Source organism: Streptomyces sp. NPDC029138, assembly GCF_055564375.1.
Genome location: NZ_JBVHWM010000003.1, coordinates 256,122 through 275,073, shown reverse-complemented (window position 1 = coordinate 275,073; position 18,952 = coordinate 256,122). Strand labels below are relative to the sequence as shown.

Below are 18,952 nucleotides of genomic sequence, written 5' to 3'. Positions count from 1 at the left end.
CCCCACGGGGTTCCTACGGACTCGACCATGGGCACCAAGGGCGCGGTGAGCGGTGCCCCGGGCCGAGGGTGGAAACAACGCCCTCGACGGGCGCCCGCCCACGAAGAGGAGTTCCCGCATGTCCGCGCCCAGCCCGGAAACGATGACGCCGACCGAGCCCCCGGTCGTCCGGCCGGGCGAAGACGACCTGGACGTCGCCCTCGGTGTTTTCCTGGCCCAGCGGACACGACTGTTCCGGATCGCCTACCAGATTCTCGGTGACGTCTCGGGGGCCGAAGACGTGATCCAGGAGGTGTGGGTGCGCTGGCAGCTCACCCACCGCGTGGAGATCAAGAATCCTGCCGCGTTCCTGACCACGGCCACGACCCGGCTGGCGATCAACGTCGTCCAGTCCGCGCGGCACCGTCACGAAAAGCCGGCCGAGCCGCAGTTGGCCGACCTCGGCGACCGGGCCGCCCAGGATCCCGTGCTGCGTGCGGAGCAAACCGCTGCCGTCGAGGCGGCCTTGGCCCTGCTCATGGCGAGGCTGACACCGGATCGGCTGGCCGCCTACGTGCTGCGGAAGGGCTTCGACTACGCCTATGCCGATCTGGCGGGGTTGCTTCGGATCAGCGCCCAGAACGCACGGGTGGTGGTCCACCGAGCGCAGACCCGCCTCGAGTGCGACCGGGAGCGGCCGGTCCCCGCTGCGTCGCACCGTCGTCTCGTCGCCGCTTTCCGGACCGCGGCCGGCACCGGTGACCTGGAAGACCTCATCCAGCTGCTCGTCCCCGACAGCCATGTGCACCGCCTGCTGTCGCCGGCCCCTGGATCGCGTCGTCCGGGTCACCAACCGACCCGACATGCCGCGTGAGACGAGGGGCGACGTGGACATGGCGCGTCGGCTCAGCGAGCGTGCGGGGGTTCCGACAGCTCGGCCGGAGGCCGACGGTGTCGGTAGGTTTTTTCCCGGCGGGGATGCAGGGGAGCATCCCCGCGTCATCCCACCGTCAGCCGCCGGCGGAGGCGCACGAAGCACGGACGGGCCTCGACCACCGACACGCGGCCGCGACGGCACCTGCTCAGCTACCTCATGGGAGCACGGACGGCGCGACCCCTCTGAGGCCAGGTCTGCAGACGCGTCGCTGCCGCGCGCGCAAGGGTGGGGCGGCCGGAGGAAGCGCGCGGAATCCTGGCACGGCCTGCGACCGGGCACATGCCCCTCCTCGCCCGCGTCCCTGGAGCGCTCAGCCGTCAGTGAGACGGGTCCATCGGCCGGACTCGCGGTCCGATGGCTGCCGAAGCATTCGGGAGAGTCTCCCGGCCGAGTCGCTGTCACACAGCCCCGATCCGGAAGCGCGGCGGTGCGTGACAGCCCGAGCCGTGATCCGGGTCACCGCGCTGTCAGCGGTGCTTCCTGATCACGAGCGATGTTCGACGTGTGCCGAACACCCGGTAGCATGGTCGGCATGCCGGACCACTCGTCACCTGCCGACAGCGAGATCGCCCTGCCGCGCCTGCTCGGAGCGTTGAGCGATCCGACTCGGCTGGGAATCGTCCGCATCCTTTCCGATGGTGCCGAGCGCGGGTGGGGACAATTCAGCGCGCCCGTCGCCAAGTCCACTCTCAGTCATCATCTCAAGATGCTGCGCGAGGCAGGTGTCACACAGACCCGCCAGGAGGGCACGCGCTGCTACGTGAAGCTGAGGCGTGACGCCCTCGAGGCCCGTTTCCCCGGCCTCTTGCCGGCATTGCTGTCCGCCGCTGTCAGCGACAACATCGGAGACCATGTCACCGAGCGCGACGAACAGGCGTGACGACGTCACTGCTCGGCAGCCCGCACTCAACGATCTGTGAATCCCCGGGCAGGTGACCTCCCGCCGTAGGGGCCTGTGACGCCCGCTGCCGCCGGACTTGGCGCCCGCCGCAGTGGTCGCGGCCATCACCCTCTGCCGTGCCACCCATGCCGCCTTGTGCCCATGGTGACGAACGCCCCGGAGCGTCCCCTGGGAGAGGCGACCGCGCCTGAGCCGCACCGATCGGTGTCCGGCATGCCCTGGCCCCTGTCGCACGCCGCACGCCATGAGCTGTGGCCCGGCCGTAGACCCCCTGCTGACCTGCACGGATCGCCGGCGTGCCCCTCTGTCGCGGCCGTCACTCCGTCACTCACCCCGTTTGACGACGGCGCCGAGCCCACCCATAGTGTTCTATGTACAACGAACATCGAACAAGGAGGCTTCATGCCTGCGAACTCCCTCGACCAGGTCTTCTCCGGCCATGTCGCGATCGTCACCGGCGCCGGGTCCGGCATCGGCCGGGCCACGGCCATCGCCTTCGCCGAGGCCGGTGCACACGTACTCGGGGTGGGGCGCCGTGAGGAGCCGTTGAAGGAGATGGCCGGGGCCCACGACAACATCGAGTTCCTGGCGATCGACATCTGCGGCGACGGAGCACCCGCCAAGGTGGTCAGTGCCGCCGTGGAACGCTGGGGGCGCCTCGACCACCTCATCAACAACGCCGGTGCGACGGCGGTCATGCCGCTGGCGGAGACCGACAAGCAGACGATCGTCGATCTGCTCGCGCTCAATGTCGTCGCTCCGAGCCTGCTGGCCCACGAGGCCCTGCCTCACCTGCGGAGAACCTCAGGAACGATCATCAACCTTTCCAGCACCTACGGCCACCGCCCCATGGCGGGCGGCGCGCACTACTCGGCCACCAAGGCGGCCATCGAGCAGATGACGCGGAGCTGGGCCCTCGAACTCGCCGGCGAAGGCGTTCGCGTCAACTCCGTCGCTCCCGGCCCCACCCGGACCGACGTCATGTTGCACGCCGGCCTCACGCCGGAGGCCGCCAACGACATGTACGCCTACGAGCGCGACCGTATCCCCACGCACCACATCGCGAGCGCGGACGAGATGGCGCACTGGATCCTCCGGATGGCCGACCCGGCCGGGCGTCATGCGACCGGTCAGGTGATCACCGTCGACGGCGGACTGGAACTCATCTGACCCCACTGCCCTCCTCGCCCTGACGGCGGGCCGTGGGGGTGTGACCGGACCGCCTCGGTTCGCTGTCAACCGTGCGGGGCAATGCCCGCCCGTCTTCCGGGGGCATGGCGGAGGTGGTCGAGCGGTTGCGAGCCGAACCGGGGAAGGAGGGCGCATCGCGACAGGCGGCGCGGCCGTCGCCGCCGAGGCGGCCGCGTCGGGTCTGATCGAGGGGAGCTGTCCGAGTCGTCGAGGTGGCCGATCAGCAGGAACAGCGCCTTCGCGCACGGGTCGCCCATGTGGTCGCCGTTCTCGCCGTCGGCGCGCCCTCGTCACTTGCCGGCCCTGTGTTCTCTGAGTCCGCCCGCACCCCCCTCCCGGCGGTGAGGGACGCCGAACCGGTCCCCGGCGGGCCGTCGACCGTGGTGGGCGCCGTCGGCTGAGCGCCGGGAACACGGGTCCCGGGGGAGCGGCGAGCTGGTCGACGTGCAGGGTCAGCCGGGCGCCGCCGTGGCTCCATCGATGAGGCGGTCGGCTGCCGCGTCGGTACGGGCGACGTCATGGGTCACCAAGCGGTCCTGGCACAATCCGCGCAGGCCGGAAACGAGCAGCGTGGCCGCGGCCCGTGCCTGGTCCGGCGGGTGACCCAGCCGGACGTAGGCGGCGGCGATCGGGCCGATCATGACCTCGACGGTGTCGGCGGCCAACTCACCGTACTGCTGCGGGTCGGTGGCGGCCAGGCTCAGCAATTGCAACAGCATGCGGATCGGTCCGGACTGTTCCCCGACGGTCATCGCCTTCCACAGGGTGCGGGTGGCCCGGCGCAGGCCGTCCGTGTCGTGGACGTCGTCGAACATCGCATGGGCATCGGGCCGGTTGGCGATCAGTGCCTGTGCCAGCAGGTTCTCCCGACTGCCGAAGTAGTACAGAAGCATCCGTTTGGTGGTGCCGATGGATTCGGCGAGCGGGCTCAGCGACATCTGGGCGAGCCCGTGATCTTGAAGGTGCGCCACCACCTGCTGCAACAACTCGGCGCGTTTTTCGACATTGACTGGGCGAGGCATGACTTTGACTGTACCGGTCGGTACGCATAGGGTCCGCAGAGTGTTGATGTGCCGATCGGTACATTAACGGGACGTTCGCGTCAGCGACGGCCGAGTGCGAAGGGCGTGAAGGGATCTCATGGAGCGGGCTGCACTACGGGAAGCGGTCACGAAGCGCAGAGCCGCAGGACGTGACCCAGTCGTCCACCTGCCGAGGCGCGGCCGCGCACCGGTTCGCGGCGTCCGGGGGGAGGTCCTGTGAGACACCGCAAGGAGCACATCGAAGGCACACCCTGGATCAGGACCCTGGCCGAAACCCTTATGTTCCCGACGGTACTTTTCCTCGGTCTTCTCTTCTGTTTCACCTCGGCCTTCCACGCTCCCCAGCCGCATCACGTGAAGATCGCGATCGCCCGTCTCGAAACGGAACGCAAGATCGACACCGCCCTGCGGAGGACGCATCCTGGTGGGTTCGACGTCACCGCCGTAGCGGACGCGGGCCAGGCCCGACGGGCAGTGCTCCAGCGGGACGCCATGGCGGGATACGCCACCGAGGGCGGCCACCCTGTGCTGTACGTGGCTCAGGCCAACGGGACATCGCTGGAACAGGCGTTGGCCCAGGACTTCACCGAGCTGGCGGCGCACGACCACCAGAAGCTCACGATCACGGATGTGGCACCCACCGCGAGCAAGGACCGGAACGGCACCACCCTGGTCTACCTCGGTGTCGCCTGGAGCGTTCCCGGCTACATACTCGCGACCACCCTGCTGCGGGCGGTTACCTTCAATCGCCGCAAGAAACTGATCACGATCGCGGGCGTCGCCGCGCTCTTCAGCGTGGTGGGCTATCTCGTCGGCACATGGCTGAACTACCTCCCCGACGAGCCCTCGGCGCTGGCGATCGGCTTCCTGCTCACCATGGCGGTTGCGACGTTCTCCGCCGGCATCGCGCCGTTCACACGACAGTTCTTCCCCCTCGTGGGCATGGGTCTGTTCATCGTGCTGAGCGTCCCCACCAGTGGCGTGGCTCCCGTCCCGATGCTGCCGACGTTCTTCCAGGACCTGCACGCCGTGATGCCGTTGGGGAACGCGGTGGACGCCCTCAAGGGGCTGCTGTACTTCGACGAAGCAGGCGTGCTCGGACCAGTCCTCGTGCTCTGTGCGTGGATCGCCGCGGGTGTCGCCCTGCTCGGGCTCGACGCGTGGCGGCACCGGCGCCCAACCGCCGGGGAGAACGCGGAGGAGGCCCAGGAGGACATTCCGGAACCTCCGGTCGAGGATCCGTCCGTGGAGGCTCCCGCACCGACCGCGCTTCCGGTTCACCATCACCACCACTTCGGCGAGCCGCTGCCCATGCTGGAGGGCACCGTCCGTGACGACGAGCAGCAACCCATCCGCCATGCCGCCGTGACCGTCATGGACACCCGCGGCCGGCAGCTGGTGCGGACCACGACGAACGCGCAGGGCGAGTACGCCGTGACCGGCCTGCCCGAGGGACACATCGTCCTCGTCGTCTCCCACCCCGGCCGCCACCCGGTGGTGCACCAGAAGCTGATGCAGTCCGGCGTGGCCGTCCGGGCCGACTTCACCCTGCACGGCCGCACCCGCTGGACGTCGTTCCAGGCGCTGTCGCAGCGCTGACACGAGCGCGGGTCGCCTCGCGCGTTCGGCGGCCGTATCGGCGTCGATTCCGATGTGCGTCGGCCGGAGCGGCCGTCGGCGTCCGTGTGACGTCGATACCGACGGCGCACCACCAGCCATCGGATGAGGGGGCGCGGCGAAGCGGTGGAGGGCTCCGGGCTCCCGTGCTGCGGGCACTTCCAACCAGGCGCGGCCGTCGATGCGGTACACGCGGCCGCGGTCCGCGCGCCACTCGGCCCACCGGCCCACCGGGTCCCGGCCCGGTTCAGCGCGCACGGTGGCGGGGGCACGGCATACGAAAGGCGGGAACCGGACCGGGGCACTCCAAGCCCCCGGTCCGGTTCCCGCCTTGTACTCCAGCTACTTGCTCCGCTGCATCGCGATCACCCGCCGCCGGGCCCGGCGTAACCTCCGCCACCGCCGTGAACCGCAGCGACCCGCACGGAACACCGCTTTCGCCGCCGTCGACACCGCAGAGCCGTCTCGCCAGCCGCCACGCGACAGATCATCCAGCCGTACGCACTTCACGGCCAGAGCGACAACACATCCGTTCAGACGGCGGCGCCCACCGCTGCCGGTGGGGTCCCGAGGTCGAGAGGAGGGTCCATGACCCGGTGGAACCGGCTCAGCGCGTTCCACAGGCTGACGGACACGACGAACTCGACCAGCTCCCGCGGTGCGAAGGCGTCCCGCAGCTCTGCCGGCACGGCGGGGTCAAGGCCGGTCACCCTGTCCTGACGGCCGGTCACCGGAAGGCCGAGCGTGAGGGCGCGGGTGAACCGTAGGGCGAGCTGCTCCCTGTCGGTGAACGAGGCGAGGTCTCCGGCGGCCAGCCGCACGTCGTGTTCTTCCCGCCCAGCGAGACCGGCCCCGACGACGACCACGACCAGTCGCACGATCACTGACGGACAGCCCTCGTCCCGCGCCGCGAAGTCCGTGTCACAAACGAACGGCATGCTCGGTCACCCTTGTGTGCGGAGACGAGCGAGCGGTGGAGTCGGCGTCGCCCGGGGACGCATGCATAGACGCACGACATGTCCAGATTTGCACAACTCTTGACGAAAGGCACGTCATGAAGATCGCAGTCATCGGCGGAACCGGGCTGATCGGCTCACAGGTCGTCCAGAATCTGAACGCCGCCGGACACGAGGCGGTACCGCACTCGCAGGCCACCGGAATCGACGTCATCAGCGGTCAGGGGCTCGAGCAGGCGGTCGCCGGGGCCGATGTCGTCGTCAACCTGACCAACTCGCCGACCTTCGACGAGGCGTCACCGGCCTTCTTCCAGACCTCGATGGACAACCTCCTGGCCGCGACCCAGAAGGGCGGCGCCGGACACTTCGTCATCCTCTCGATCGTGGGGGTCGACCAGGTGCCGCGGCTGGACTACTACCGCGCCAAGGTCCTGCAGGAAGACATCCTCACGGCGGGTCCGATCCCCTACTCGATCGTCCGGGCCACGCAGTTCATGGAATTCATGGACGCCGTCCTGTCCTGGACCGCCGACGGCGAAACCGTCCGGCTGCCCGCAACGCCGATCCAGCCCATCGCCGCCAAGGACGTGGCCCGTGCGGTGGCAGAGGTCGCCGCGGGCGCCCCGTTGAACGGTGTCCGCAACATCGGTGGCCCCGAGGTCTTCAACCTCGACGAGCTCGGCCGGATCACCCTGTCTCACAAGGGCGACCCCCGCACCGTGGTCACCGATCCCACGGCCGGCATGTTCGCCGCCGTCGAGGGTGACGTCCTCACCGACAAGAACGCTCACCTCGCCCCCACCCGCTACACCGACTGGCTGTCCTGACCGACGACGCCCGATGGGCCGTTCCTGCACGGACCCCTCACGGCCGAGACCTCGAGCGCTCCGCGAGAGCGTCTCGGCTGTTTCGCCTGCCCGTGGATGACGGTGACGTACACGGTGGACGCGCCGCGGCGCATCGGGCGACGGGCACCCGTAACGCAGGTCACCGAAGCCGTACGTGCCGCAAGGACAGCTCCTGTTCGACGGGGAGGACGGAACGGCAGGTGCGCCCGGCGCCGACACGGCCGTCACCCGTATCAGCGGCGTCGTGCGCGAGCGATGTGCCGTTCGGTGTTCACCGGGGTCCTCGACACGGTCACGCGGATTCACACCGTCGGCCAACGTTGTGTTGACAGCGTTCTCTCACCTTGACCATGCACCGAGTGGATGTGTGACGCGGACGCGCCTGCCCCGTCTTCTGGCAGTGGGCGGCAGCGCTGCGGCGCCGGTGACGCACGCCGTCCGCGGGCTCGCGCAACGTCGTCGCGTGACAGGTGGCGCCGTCGTTGTACGACACCTCCAGCGTCACCACTGCGGGCGGCGGTTCAGGCCGGAAAGGCGAACGCTGCGCCGATGCCCCGCCGGCGATGCGCTTCGGCCACGTGCACGAGGAAGATCCCGGCCACCCCGTGGGCGGTGATCACCACCGTCGACCCGACCACCCGGCCGTCCAGTACCGCGGCCAGCCGGATGATGTCCGCGTTGTCCTCGCGTCGCGACTCGATGCGCACCATCTCCGTCTCCAGGCCGGGCGCGATACCCATCGACGTCCCGTACGTCCTGACCAGCTCCGCCAGCTGTTCGCCGTCCCGCACCGTCTCCACCCGCAGGTCGGCGCGTGCACCGTCCGAACCGGCCGGATCGAGCGTCTCGGCCGGGTGGCCGAGCGACCTCGCCAGCACCGGTAGGACGGCGAACTCCCGTCGCTTCGACATCGGGTGCCGGGCGGCTCTCCGCGTCCCATCCCATGAGGTACTCGGAGCCGTCGTCAGACCACCGGTGTCACAGATCGGCTGCCTGTTCGGTCAAACCCTTCAGCCACATGGGCCCCAGAAGGGATGACGGACGATGACAGCTCACGCGGATCTGCCCGCACCGCAAGAGGGCCTCCTCCTCACGCATTTCCTGACTGTGCGCGATGTCGCCGTGTCCCGGCGCTTCTACGCCGACGTCTTCGGCGGCGAGGTCGTGATGGAGGAGGATCCGGCGATCGTCAAGGTCGCCAACACCTGGATCATCATGAACCCCGGCGGCGGTCCCACTCCCGACAAGCCAGGGGTCACACTGGAGGCACCACAGGGTGGTGAGCGTGTTTCCAGTTTCCTCAACGTGCGAGTGGCCGACATCGCCGCCTTCTACACGCATGCCGTCGCGCATGGGGCCGACTTCCTCACCGAGCCCGTTGACCGCGGATCCGAGCTGCGCTGCTACTTTCGCGACCCCGACGGCTACCTCATCGAGGTGGGCCAGTCCACCGGTTTGCTCGTAGGAATCCACGCGGCCACGCCTGAAGAGTCCAGTTGAGCACCGCGACGCGGTCTCGGCCATAGGGAGTCTCCAAATGAAGGTCGTTGTGTTCGACGACGGCGGGCTCATAGGCGCCGAGACCGCGCTCTGGGTCAGGGATCACGGACACGAGGTCGACTTGATCTCGCCACCCAAGGGTCTTGACTCGCTCTGCGGCCACTCATACGGCGCTGCATCGAAGTCGTCGTGCGATGCGCCCAGGTTCGGGGCTGCGATCCTGGGTACGGGGCTCCCACCTGGCGGGTCGCGACGCTCGGGAGTGGTCAGCGTACTTCCTGCTGTCGCCGCTTGCGGTAGTTGGCCACCTTGTGCCGGTTCCCGCACTCGGCCATACCGCACCAGCGCCGGTTGCCGGACCGCGACAGGTCCACGAAGAGCCGGGTGCACTCCTCGTTGAGGCACTCCCGGACGCGAGCGAAGTCGGTACCGCCCAGCAGATTGACGGCGTCCCGGGCCACCGCGCCCAGTACCTCGTCGATGCCCCCGGTACGGCTCAGGCGACCGGCCTCGTCGAGTTGGTGCCTCGGGAGCGGCAGCCGGGCCGCCTCGTTGACCTCGGCGAGGGACTCTCGCACCGCGCTGTCCGCGGTCGGTGTCAGGGGCCACGCACGGACCAGCGCATACACGGCTTCCCTGAGACGCCACGCTCTCGACAGGGCGCGTGCGTCCATCGGGCCGGGCTCGTCGAGGAGCCCGGCCTGGTGGACCCAGCGTCGCAGGTCGTCAGGGAATGACAGCAGTTCGATGCGCCGGCTTCGCCGCCAGAGCAGGGTGCCCGCGAGGTCCAGGGAGAGCCGCCCGCTGACGAACACGAAGTCATCCACGGCTCCATGGTGCCAGGCGGCGTCCCGCACCGTCGTCACCCCTCCCGCGCGCCCAGCACACGGGCGACTCGGTCCAGGATCTTGTCCAGCACCTGCTGTGAGGTGGCGAAGTTCAGTCTCAGGAACCCGTCGGCGTCCGGGCCGAAGGGAGTGCCGCCGTCGAGCAGGACCCGGCCGTCCCTCAGCACCTTCTCCACCGGCGGCTCGGCCAGGCCGAGCGGCCGGGTGTCCAGCCACGCCAGATAGGTGGCCTCGGGCAGGTGGTGGCGGACCAGCGGAAGCCGGTCGCGCACCACCGCGTGGACGTGCCGGCGATTGCGGTCCAGAACGGTCAGCAGATCGCGCTGCCAGGCGTCGCCGTGCTCCCATGCGGCCTGCGTGGCGACGACGCCGAGCGGTGAGACGGCGCCGTACAGGTCGGGCGGCTGTGCGTCCCGCAGCGCGAGGAGGCGGTCCGGGCCGTAGTGCGTGATGGCACAGCGGATCGCTGCCAGGTTGAACGCCTTGGTCGCGGAGGTCAGCGTCACGGTGCGTCGCGCGGCGTCGTCGGACAGGCTCGCGAAGGGGATGTGCCGGTGGGGGGCATACGTCAGTTCGGCGTGGATCTCATCACTGATGACGAGCAGATCGTGTCGTCGTGCGATGGCCGCGATCTCGCCGAGTTCGTCGCGTGTCAGCACGCGGCCGGTGGGATTGTGCGGGTTGACCAGGACGAAGGCCTTGCAGCCGGACCGCTTCACCGAGGTGTCCAGCGCGGCGAAGTCCATCCGCCAGCCGTCGTCGGTGTCCTCCATCGGTACGGGCACGATCCTCCGGTTCATCGTGCGCAACGTCGCCAGGAACGGCGGGTAGTTGGGGACCTGCACCGCCACCGCGTCCCCGTCCGAGGTCGCTAGGTGAAGGACGAGTTGCAGGCACTGGATCAGGTCGGTCTGCTCGCGCACCCGGTCGGCCGGGGCCGCCCATCCGTGGCGCTCGGCCATCCGCTTGGCGAAGGCCGTTCGCAACGGGCTGCCGTCCGGCCAGTCCGGGTAACCGAGATCGCGGCGGTCGACGGCCTCGTGCAGCGCGGCCACCACCGGTGGCGGAGTGGGGAAGTCCATGTCGGCCACCCACGCGGGCAGGACATCCCGCTCGGGACGGTGCCATTTCACGCTGCCGCGGGCGCGCAGCCAGTCCGGGTCGATGTCGTCGAAGCCGGGAATCCCCCGGGTCGGTGCGGACCTCATGCCCGGACCCCCGCACGCAGGAGGTCGCGGGTGATCTGCACCTGCCCATGATGCTGGGCCAGTTCCTCCAGCACGTGCAGCTGAACGCCCCGCACGCTCAGCGGGCGGTCCGGGCCCTCGAACTCGGCGGGGGGTGTGTTGCGCGGCGGTTGCGACGGCAGCGCCTCGCAGAGGTCCGCTTCCAGACGCGTGAAGAGAGCGTCGACGTCATGCCGCAGATGCCGCACGCTGCCCTTCGCCGTGAACTCGGAGCGCCGGTCGCGGTCGACGCGGCGCCCCGCGATCACGTGTCCGGTCCAGTAGTCGGCCACGGCCACGCAGTGGTACGCGATGGCGTACGGGGAGTTGGCCCCGGGCAGTGGCGGTGCGGTGTTGCCGAGGTCGTCGCCCAGTTGTTCCAGCGCGTCGAGCATGCCGTCGAAGGCGCGGCGAAGGAAGTACAGGTACTCGTCGTGGTCGTGCACGGTGTCTCCCTGTCGGGTTGGAAGCAGTAGTATCAGCAGCACGTCAACACCTGTCAAGATGGTGTCAGATCAGTTTGGATGACCTTGCTTGTCGCCCTGAGGGCGAGCAAATCGGGTCGATCGGAGCTGTGGTGTAACTACCTTGAGGGGTGTCATGTGGCGTCCTTGCGGGCGCGGGCGACCATATGGGCCGACTCGACGAGGCCGGCAGCGCCGGCCAGACCGCGCTCCAGGACTTCGGACGGGTCGGCACCACCCGCGCGGACGGCGTCGGCGAAGTGGTGCATGTCCTTCCGCATAAGCGTGTGGACGTGTTCGGCGAGGTCCGGGTCGAGGTCGCCGCCGAGGGCGTGGAGCGCTGCGCTGGCACCGCTGCTGGCGGAGACCACCTCGATGAGGGCGGGAATGTTCAGACCGACCTGCGCGGCCAGCCCGAGCACGTCCTCGGCGTTCTTCATGTTGGTGATGGTCAGCGCGTTGTTGAACAACTTGGTGAACTGGCCCGCGCCGGCCGGTCCCATGAGTTTGACGGTGTCGCTGAACGTGTCGAACACCGGTCGGGCCGCCTCGAACGCGTCCCGCGGCCCACCGGTGAAGGTGGTCAGCGTGCGCGCTCGGGCTCCGGGGCTGCCGCCGCTGACAGGGGCGTCGAGGTACACGCCTCCGGCCCGCGCTATGTGCCCGGCGATGCGTACGGCCTCGGTGGGGTCGCCGGTGCCGTGGTTGACGATGATCGTTCCAGGGGAGATGGCGTCCAGCAATCCCTGGCCGTCCAGGACGTCCCAGAGGTCGGCATCGTCCCGCAGGCACAGCCCGATCATCTCGGCGGACGTCCCGAGTTCGGCCACTGTGCCATGGACGGTGTGCGGGACCTTTTCCACAGCCGTCAAGGAGGCCCGGCGCCGGGCCCAGACGTGCAACTCGAAACCGTGCTCGCCGATGGTCTCCGCCATGGGGCCGCCCTGGTCACCGAGACCGATGAAACCGACCTTCTTGATCGTTGCCTTCATTGCGATGTCCTTTCGTCGGTACGGGTGAGAAACGCGGGGGTGGGGACTTCGCGCGCTCAGCGGACGATGTCGCTCGCCAGTTCCCAGAGGCGTTCGGCGTTCGCCGGGTCCAGGGCGTAGCGGGCCACGCCGGGAACACCGAGCCGGGTGGGACGGGCCTCGACCACGGGGGCCTCGTTGACATCCTCGAAGTAGCGGCCGCCGACGCCTTCGACCAGCGGCGACGCGGCGAGGAACACGCTGGTCGCGGCGCCTTGCCCGATCGTCTTGCGGTACGGCTCCGGTGTCCGCAGGCCGCCGGTGTGCCGCTGTAGGTTGGTCGCGATCGCACCGGGGTGCAGGGCGTTGGCCGTGATGCCCTCACCGGCCCAGCGGCGCTGCGCCTCGACGGCCAGGAGGATCTCCGCGGTCTTGGACTGACCGTAGGCGGCGAGCGCGTCGTACGGGCGGAAGCGGAAGTCGATGTCGTCGAAGACGACGGGGGAGAACAGATGGCCGCTGGAGGACACCGACACCAGGCGCGCACCGCCCGCGTCGGCGAGGGCACGGTGCAGCCCCAGTGTCAGGGCGAAGTGCCCCAGGTAATTGGTGGCGAACTGCTGTTCGTGGCCGCCGGTGCCGCGCTCGAGCTCCGGGGGCATCATGATTCCGGCATTGTTGACCAGGACATGGAGCGGGCCCTGCCAGGCGGCGGTGAACGCGCGTACGGACTCCAGGTCGGCCACGTCCAGGCGGGCCACACGGATCGCGTCGTTGCCGGTGGCCTTGCGCAGGTCCGCCGCGGCCTGCTCGCCGGCCTCGGGACGGCGCACGGCGAGCGTGACCTCGGCACCGCCGGCCGCCAGAGCACGGGCGGTCTCGACGCCGATGCCCGAGTTGGCCCCCGTGACGACCACCCGCCTGCCGGAGAGGTCGACACCCTCGATGACCTCCGAAGCGGTGCTGTCTCGGTCGAACGGGGTGGTGAAGAGCTGGGACATGTGACGCATTCCTCCTGGTTCGTGGACTGTGCCGCCAGGCTGCACCGAAGGGCGCCGAGCGGGCCAGGACGGGCTGAGACTGGGACCAGCAGGGCCACCCAGGCCCCGGAACGCCTCCGTACGCTGGACGCATGCCAGCCATCGAAGGCGCCAACACACTGGGCCGCTATCTGCGTGCTCGCAGGGAACTGGTCCAGCCCGACGAAGCCGGGGTCGTGGATCAAGGCAACCGGCGCGTCCCCGGGCTGCGCCGCGAGGAGGTCGCCTTCCTCGCGGGCATCAGCTCCGACTACTACAACCGCTTGGAGCAGGGCCGCGACAAGAACCCCTCCGAGCAGGTCCTGCGCAGCATCGCCCGCGCCCTGCGGCTGGACGAGGAGGCCACGGCCTACCTGCTGCGGATCGCCGCACCGGCCGGCCCGCGGCGCAAACGGCCCCGCAAGCCCGAGAGGGCCGGCGAGGGCATCCGCGCCCTCATCGACACCTGGCCGCTCACCCCGGCGTACATCCACGGCAGGTACATGGACGTCCTCGCCGCCAACAGCCTCGCCGTCGCCCTGTCGCCGTTCAACGCCCCGGGCCACAACGGCATCCTCGCCGCTTTCCTGGAACCGGAGATGCGGGAGCTTCATCAGGACTGGGAGGACATGACCGCCCGGATCGTCCCGTATCTGCGTTCCGTCGTCGGCGCGGACGTCGACGACCCCCGCCTGGTGGAGATCCTCGGTGAGCTGTCCCTGCGCAGCGAGCGCTTCCGCAGGCTCTGGGCCCGGCAGGACGTCAAGCACAAGACCAGCGGCACCAGCCTGCTCCTGCACCCCCAGGCCGGCCCCCTGGAACTGCGCTACGAGAAGCTGCTCGTCCCGGGCACCGGCGGGCAGACGCTGATCACCTACCACGCGGAGCCGGGCAGCGCCTCCGAGGAACGCCTGCGCCTGCTCGCCAGCATGCACGCCCCCGCGCACGCCGCCGGTGCACCGGCCGCCGCAGACCGACCCGCCCCGCGACGCACCACCCCGTGACCAGCCCAGGGTCATACGGCACAGCCGTACCGCTGCGCCTGATGTAACGGCACGTACAGAGCTGGACACCTGCACGCGCCGCCCTGGCGCTGCCCGGCTTGACTACGCGCTCGGCCTTGATACGCGCGGTGCCGCGGGGCGGAAGCCGCACCACGAGCGCTTCGTCACTGCCCGTAGCGACGCATGGGAAAGGGCGGCCTGCCCGTCACTCGACTGCCCGTTCCGACATGCCCCGAGGCCATGACACTCCGACGATCGAAAGCCGAAGACGGCAACGAAAGGCACGGAGATGAGCGCCTCCCATTCCAGGGCCCACGGCGGTTTCATACGCGGCATGGGCTTGCTCGCATCCTGCGTCGCGACGTGCGGTGCGGCGGTGTCACCGGCATTCGCCGACGGCATGACACCCACCACCGGCGACAAGCCCACCGTTGTCCTCGTGCACGGCGCGTTCGCCGACGCGTCCGCCTGGACCGGGGTGGTCGAGCGCTTGCGCGCCGCCGGGTATCCGGTCATGGCTCCGGCCAACCCGCTCAGGGGACTGCGCTACGACGGTGCCTACACCGCGAGCGTGCTGCGCAGCATCAAGGGCCCGGTTGTCCTCGTCGGTCACTCCTACGGCGGTTCGGTCATCAACGAAGCGGCTCTCGGCAGCCCCAATGTGAAGGCTCTGGTGTTCGCGGCCGGTTTCCTCCCCGCGAAGGGCGAGAGCGCCGGCGAACTCGCCGCCAAGTACCCCGGCAGCACCCTGGGCCAGACCCTGAGGCAGGTGCCCTTCCCGCTCCCCGGCGGCGGGACCGGAACGGATCTCTACATCAAGCAGGAACTGTTCCACAAGCAGTTCGCCGCCGACGTCCCGGCGTCGAGGGCCGCCGTCATGGCCGCCACCCAGCGTCCGGTGGCCGACACCGCCCTCACGGACAAGGCAAGCGGAGAGGCCTGGAAGACCATCCCGTCGTTCGACCTGATCGCGAGCGACGACAAGAACATCCCGGCCGCAGCGCAGCGCTGGATGGCCAAACGGGCCAATGCCGTCTCGGTTGAGGTGCCGTCGTCACACGCTGCTCCGGTTTCACACCCCGAGGCCGTGACCCGCCTCATAGAGCGTGCGGCAGGCCTACGCTCGGTGACCTCCTCAAGCCTCGCGGCCACCGGCGGCCGTACCTGGATCATGGTCGGCCTGGCCGCAGGCACCACAACGCTGGGGGCTGGTCTCGTCACGGCGATCCGTCGGCGCAGGAACGCTGGGCCCTCACACGCCTCGGCCGAGGTGTAGAAGCCCGCGACGCGCCCGTGACGTGATGCCCCCGCTCACGCTCCGACTGGTCCAATGACAGCGCCCTGGTACCAGGCTGCCACCGTGCCGGCGTACGCGCCCGGCCGCCGCCGTGGCGTCGCATCGCCGCCCCGCAGCCTGGCAGGAGCCAGGGGGTTTCCACATGCCATATCCGTTGCCGGGCCGGAGAATCGGCTGTGAGTGAGCGCGTAACTCCGCCGCGGAAAGAGGTCAGACAGTGGGAGAACACGTCCTTGAGCCGCAGGCTCAGGAGATCGCGGACGCGACAGCGAACCCGCCTTTCTTGTACGAACTCGGTCCGGAGGGCGCCCGCAAGGTGCTCGACGACATCCAGGCCGCCCCGGTCGACAAGGTGGAAGTAGGGGAGGACAAGTGGATCACGGTGCCGGCAGAGGTGGGCGATGTCCGGGTCCGCCTGATCAAGCCGCTGGACGCCGAGGGTCCTTTGCCGGTGATCATCTACATCCACGGGGGCGGATGGATCCTGGGTAACTCGGGTACGCACGACAGGCTCATCCGCGAGCTGTGCGATGGTGCGAAGGCCGCGGTGGCTTTCGTCGAGTACGACCGTTCCCCGGAGGCCCACTACCCGGTGGCGATCGAGCAGGCGTACGCGACCGCGCAGTGGGTCACCAGGAACGGGGCGGGCGAAGGTCTCGATGCGAGCCGTATGGCGGTCGCCGGTGACTCGGTCGGAGGAAACATGACGGCCGCCGTCGCGATCATGGCCAAGCAGCGGGGTGACGTGAGCTTCGTCCATCAGTCGATGTACTACCCGGTCACGGACGCCGGACAGGACACCGACAGCTACCGCGAGTTCGCCGACGGCCCCTTCCTCACGGCGAAGGCCATGGAGTGGTTCTGGGATGCCTACATCCCCGGCAACGACGACCAGCGCAACGAGATCACGGCGTCGCCGCTGCGTGCCACGTTGGATGAACTCGCCGGACTCCCGCCGGCGCTCGTGATCGTCGACGAGAACGACGTGCTGCGTGACGAAGGCGAGGCCTACGCACGCAAGCTGACCCAGGCCGGCGTTCCCACGACGAGCGTCCGCTACAACGGCATCATCCACGACTTCATGATGCTCAACCCCGTACGACCGACCAACGCCACCACCGCCGCCATGGAACAGGCCATTCGCGCCCTGCGAAAGGCCTTCAGCGGTTGAAGCGGTGCAGTCAGCTGACTTGCCCCGATCAATGAATCAGCCGCAGTTCGAAGCGATGTGGTACATCACGTGCTGGATGTAGGCCCGCGATGCGACGGTGAGGGGCGACGTCGGACGTGCGTACCGTGCCACCACCCCGATCGCGCACCTGGTGCGGTGGGCGATCGGGATGGTGGCAGGCAGGTTGCTCATCCAGTGCCGGTCGGCTCGTCGGCGTCTTCGGGGCTGTCCGGCCAGCAGGATCCGCGACGGCAGCATGCGGTCCCACCGACTGCGCCCGCTGGCCCTCTCCTAGGCGGTGCGGAGGTGCGAAGTGTGTGCCTTTGCTGCCTTGGCTCCAGGCGGCCTCTTCGTTCCGCTGGCTCGGGTCACCCCTCGGGGAGGATCGTCACGTTCTCCTCGAGCAGGCCGTCGACCAGGGCGGCGTACCGCTCGGGCCCCCAGGGCTGAGACGTCTCTCCTTCGACGGGCGCGTCCCCGTGCCTGATGAAGAAGCGCTCATGTCCGCCCGGGGTGTACATGAACAGGAAAGTCGCGTCCTTGTCACCCACGTTCTTGAATCGGTGACGTGTGTCCCGTGGGACGAAGACGAAGTCTCCGCTGCTCACCGTGAAGATTCTTTCGCCGAGGAGGAATTCCAGCTCACCGTCCAAGACGTAGAACGCCTCGTCCTCGTTGCCGTGGGCGTGCGCGACCGGCCCACCGCCCGGCGGGACGACGGCTTTGGCGAAGCCCAGAACACCGTTGGTGTCATCGGCGGTCACCTTGATCGTGTAGGTGTCGCCGGCGAGCCAGCGAGAGGTGCCCTCGCCATGGCGGACGTGGACCCCGCCCTCACGCGTCCACCGCGGGTCGCTCTTGTCGGGGACGGGGAAGGGGAAACTCATGTGCTCTCCTTAGATTAGATGTCGTAGCGAGATGCTGCTGTGGTGACGTAGGCGTGGGGGGGCGTTGATGGTCTGCTGTCAGCCATCGGGGAATCCGCCCTCAAGGGGGTCGAGCCGCAGGCGCCGCAGGTCCATTCGGTGGATGAGCCAGCGGTTGTTGACCTTGCGGTATTCCTCCTTGTAGTGCCCCCAGCCGTGGATGCCCTTGGGTGCCTCGCCGGGGCCACTGGGGAAGGTGACGATGTCCTCCATGCCCCAGACACCGCTGGCTGTCCCCGGGCCGGTGATCTCGATTTCCGGCATGGTCACGCTGTGCACGCTCGTCGAATCGCCCAGCCACTCCCGAGCGAGGGAGATGAAGTCCTCGACCGACTGGTCGTCACCGCCGAGGGTGGAGCGGGCATCATCGGTGAACAGGTTCCGCAGTCCCTGCCAGTTGCGCGTGTCGACGAAACGGCAGTAGCGCGCCTTGAGCTTCTTGATCTCTTCGATGTCTGACAGCGTCTGATATTCGGACATGGCGCTCTCCGTTGGTGTTCCGATGTGTTGGCATGAGTGATCACTGATGCGATGTGGGACCGGATCGAGCCGCTGATGCCGGCCGGCCGGTCCGGGGACGGCGGTGGGCCGACCGCCGTCGCACGCTCGACGCCATCGCGTGGACTACCGCACCAGCTCGCCCTGGCGGGACCTCCCCGACGGGCTCGGCTCGTTCCAGAGCGCTCACCAACGTCTGATCAGGTGGGCCGTCGACGGGCAGGCGGGAGACAACGAGCCGGCGGACCACGCGCTCGGACGCTCCCGCGGCGGGCTGAGCACCAAGATGACGCTCCTGTCGGCGACGGATCCGCGCGGTCATCCCGCAGCCGTCCGACCAGATCTGCCACCGCCTGCGACGGGGCCGCCAAGGCGGGCGCCCGCCCGGCTTCGACGCGGGGGGCCTACAAGCAGCGCAACACCGTCGAGTGGTGCATCAACCCCGCCTCAAACAGTGGCGCGGCCTGGCCGCACGAACCGACGAACTCGCCATCGCCTGCCAGGCCGCACTCCCTCGCCGCCATCCTCATCTGGACACGGCGCTGACCAAGTGACA

20 protein-coding genes and 2 pseudogenes are annotated in these 18,952 nt (G+C 69.1%); 11 read left to right on the top strand and 11 right to left on the bottom strand.

Features of this window, described 5'->3' with window-relative positions; genetic code table 11:
• The first annotated feature begins 118 nt into the window (after positions 1-118).
• The 4 genes and pseudogenes from ACZ4WH_RS05255 to ACZ4WH_RS05240 all read left to right on the top strand — a co-directional run.
• Positions 119-853 (top strand): sigma factor, encoded by a 735-nt coding sequence (locus ACZ4WH_RS05255; protein WP_468176774.1) that lies wholly within the window; start codon positions 119-121, stop codon positions 851-853.
• A 595-nt stretch (positions 854-1,448) separates the two neighbouring features.
• Positions 1,449-1,796: an ArsR/SmtB family transcription factor gene (locus ACZ4WH_RS05250; protein ID WP_468176772.1), complete on the top strand. Its 348-nt coding sequence runs from the start codon at positions 1,449-1,451 to the stop codon at positions 1,794-1,796.
• 423 nt (positions 1,797-2,219) lie between these two features.
• Complete coding sequence (locus ACZ4WH_RS05245; protein ID WP_468176770.1) at positions 2,220-2,987, top strand: SDR family NAD(P)-dependent oxidoreductase; 768 nt, start codon at positions 2,220-2,222, stop codon at positions 2,985-2,987.
• Between the two features lie 59 nt (positions 2,988-3,046).
• Positions 3,047-3,225, top strand: a pseudogene (locus ACZ4WH_RS05240) (dihydrofolate reductase family protein); the annotation flags it as partial.
• A 235-nt stretch (positions 3,226-3,460) separates the two neighbouring features.
• Here ACZ4WH_RS05240 and ACZ4WH_RS05235 read toward each other — a convergent pair.
• Complete coding sequence (locus tag ACZ4WH_RS05235; protein ID WP_468176768.1) at positions 3,461-4,030, bottom strand: TetR/AcrR family transcriptional regulator; 570 nt, start codon at positions 4,028-4,030, stop codon at positions 3,461-3,463.
• Positions 4,031-4,267: 237 nt separating this feature from the next.
• Between ACZ4WH_RS05235 and ACZ4WH_RS05230 the strand changes: the two genes are divergently transcribed.
• Positions 4,268-5,650 carry a carboxypeptidase regulatory-like domain-containing protein gene (locus ACZ4WH_RS05230; protein WP_468176766.1) on the top strand — a complete coding sequence of 461 codons (1,383 nt, stop codon included), beginning with the start codon at positions 4,268-4,270 and terminating at the stop codon, positions 5,648-5,650.
• Positions 5,651-6,201: 551 nt separating this feature from the next.
• Here ACZ4WH_RS05230 and ACZ4WH_RS05225 read toward each other — a convergent pair.
• Positions 6,202-6,606, bottom strand: a complete 405-nt coding sequence (locus tag ACZ4WH_RS05225; protein ID WP_468176764.1) for a carboxymuconolactone decarboxylase family protein — start codon at positions 6,604-6,606, stop codon at positions 6,202-6,204.
• A 116-nt stretch (positions 6,607-6,722) separates the two neighbouring features.
• Between ACZ4WH_RS05225 and ACZ4WH_RS05220 the strand changes: the two genes are divergently transcribed.
• Positions 6,723-7,451, top strand: coding sequence for an SDR family oxidoreductase (locus ACZ4WH_RS05220; protein ID WP_468176762.1), 729 nt, complete (start codon positions 6,723-6,725; stop codon positions 7,449-7,451).
• A gap of 542 nt (positions 7,452-7,993) precedes the next feature.
• On the opposite strand, the gene ACZ4WH_RS05215 is transcribed toward ACZ4WH_RS05220, so the two are convergent.
• Positions 7,994-8,383: a GNAT family N-acetyltransferase gene (locus ACZ4WH_RS05215; protein WP_468176760.1), complete on the bottom strand. Its 390-nt coding sequence runs from the start codon at positions 8,381-8,383 to the stop codon at positions 7,994-7,996.
• A gap of 133 nt (positions 8,384-8,516) precedes the next feature.
• Here ACZ4WH_RS05215 and ACZ4WH_RS05210 point away from each other — a divergent pair, with 133 nt between their 5' ends.
• Positions 8,517-8,972 carry a VOC family protein gene (locus ACZ4WH_RS05210; RefSeq protein WP_468176758.1) on the top strand — a complete coding sequence of 152 codons (456 nt, stop codon included), beginning with the start codon at positions 8,517-8,519 and terminating at the stop codon, positions 8,970-8,972.
• Positions 8,973-9,238: 266 nt separating this feature from the next.
• Here ACZ4WH_RS05210 and ACZ4WH_RS05205 read toward each other — a convergent pair whose 3' ends face one another.
• The 5 genes from ACZ4WH_RS05205 to ACZ4WH_RS05185 form a co-directional block, all read right to left on the bottom strand.
• Positions 9,239-9,799 carry a CGNR zinc finger domain-containing protein gene (locus ACZ4WH_RS05205; protein WP_468176756.1) on the bottom strand — a complete coding sequence of 187 codons (561 nt, stop codon included), beginning with the start codon at positions 9,797-9,799 and terminating at the stop codon, positions 9,239-9,241.
• Positions 9,800-9,834: 35 nt separating this feature from the next.
• Complete coding sequence (locus ACZ4WH_RS05200; protein ID WP_468176754.1) at positions 9,835-11,028, bottom strand: MalY/PatB family protein; 1,194 nt, start codon at positions 11,026-11,028, stop codon at positions 9,835-9,837.
• Positions 11,025-11,492, bottom strand: a complete 468-nt coding sequence (locus ACZ4WH_RS05195) for a DinB family protein (protein ID WP_468176752.1) — start codon at positions 11,490-11,492, stop codon at positions 11,025-11,027. Before ACZ4WH_RS05195 ends, ACZ4WH_RS05200 begins: the two co-directional genes overlap by 4 nt.
• Before the next feature lie 152 nt (positions 11,493-11,644).
• Positions 11,645-12,502 carry an NAD(P)-dependent oxidoreductase gene (locus ACZ4WH_RS05190; protein WP_468176750.1) on the bottom strand — a complete coding sequence of 286 codons (858 nt, stop codon included), beginning with the start codon at positions 12,500-12,502 and terminating at the stop codon, positions 11,645-11,647.
• Between the two features lie 56 nt (positions 12,503-12,558).
• Positions 12,559-13,482, bottom strand: a complete 924-nt coding sequence (locus tag ACZ4WH_RS05185; protein ID WP_468176749.1) for an SDR family NAD(P)-dependent oxidoreductase — start codon at positions 13,480-13,482, stop codon at positions 12,559-12,561.
• A 131-nt stretch (positions 13,483-13,613) separates the two neighbouring features.
• Here ACZ4WH_RS05185 and ACZ4WH_RS05180 point away from each other — a divergent pair, with 131 nt between their 5' ends.
• The 3 genes from ACZ4WH_RS05180 (at position 13,614) to ACZ4WH_RS05170 (ending at position 16,972) form a co-directional block, all read left to right on the top strand.
• The gene (locus ACZ4WH_RS05180; protein ID WP_468176747.1) at positions 13,614-14,504 is read left to right on the top strand and encodes a helix-turn-helix transcriptional regulator; all 891 of its coding nucleotides are present in this window, start codon (positions 13,614-13,616) and stop codon (positions 14,502-14,504) included.
• A gap of 376 nt (positions 14,505-14,880) precedes the next feature.
• Entirely contained in the window at positions 14,881-15,780 is a 900-nt protein-coding gene (locus tag ACZ4WH_RS05175) for an alpha/beta hydrolase (protein ID WP_468176745.1), read from the top strand.
• Positions 15,781-16,018: 238 nt separating this feature from the next.
• Positions 16,019-16,972, top strand: a complete 954-nt coding sequence (locus tag ACZ4WH_RS05170; RefSeq protein ID WP_468176743.1) for an alpha/beta hydrolase — start codon at positions 16,019-16,021, stop codon at positions 16,970-16,972.
• Positions 16,973-17,008: 36 nt separating this feature from the next.
• On the opposite strand, the gene ACZ4WH_RS05165 is transcribed toward ACZ4WH_RS05170, so the two are convergent.
• The 3 genes from ACZ4WH_RS05165 to ACZ4WH_RS05155 all read right to left on the bottom strand — a co-directional run bounded on the left by ACZ4WH_RS05165 (position 17,009) and on the right by ACZ4WH_RS05155 (position 18,378).
• Positions 17,009-17,164, bottom strand: coding sequence for a hypothetical protein (locus ACZ4WH_RS05165; RefSeq protein ID WP_468176741.1), 156 nt, complete (start codon positions 17,162-17,164; stop codon positions 17,009-17,011).
• A 176-nt stretch (positions 17,165-17,340) separates the two neighbouring features.
• Positions 17,341-17,859 (bottom strand): cupin domain-containing protein, encoded by a 519-nt coding sequence (locus tag ACZ4WH_RS05160; RefSeq protein ID WP_468176739.1) that lies wholly within the window; start codon positions 17,857-17,859, stop codon positions 17,341-17,343.
• Positions 17,860-17,937: 78 nt separating this feature from the next.
• Complete coding sequence (locus ACZ4WH_RS05155) at positions 17,938-18,378, bottom strand: nuclear transport factor 2 family protein (protein WP_468176737.1); 441 nt, start codon at positions 18,376-18,378, stop codon at positions 17,938-17,940.
• 51 nt (positions 18,379-18,429) lie between these two features.
• Between ACZ4WH_RS05155 and ACZ4WH_RS05150 the strand changes: the two are divergent.
• Positions 18,430-18,942: pseudogene (locus ACZ4WH_RS05150) on the top strand (transposase).
• The last annotated feature ends 10 nt before the right edge of the window (positions 18,943-18,952 follow it).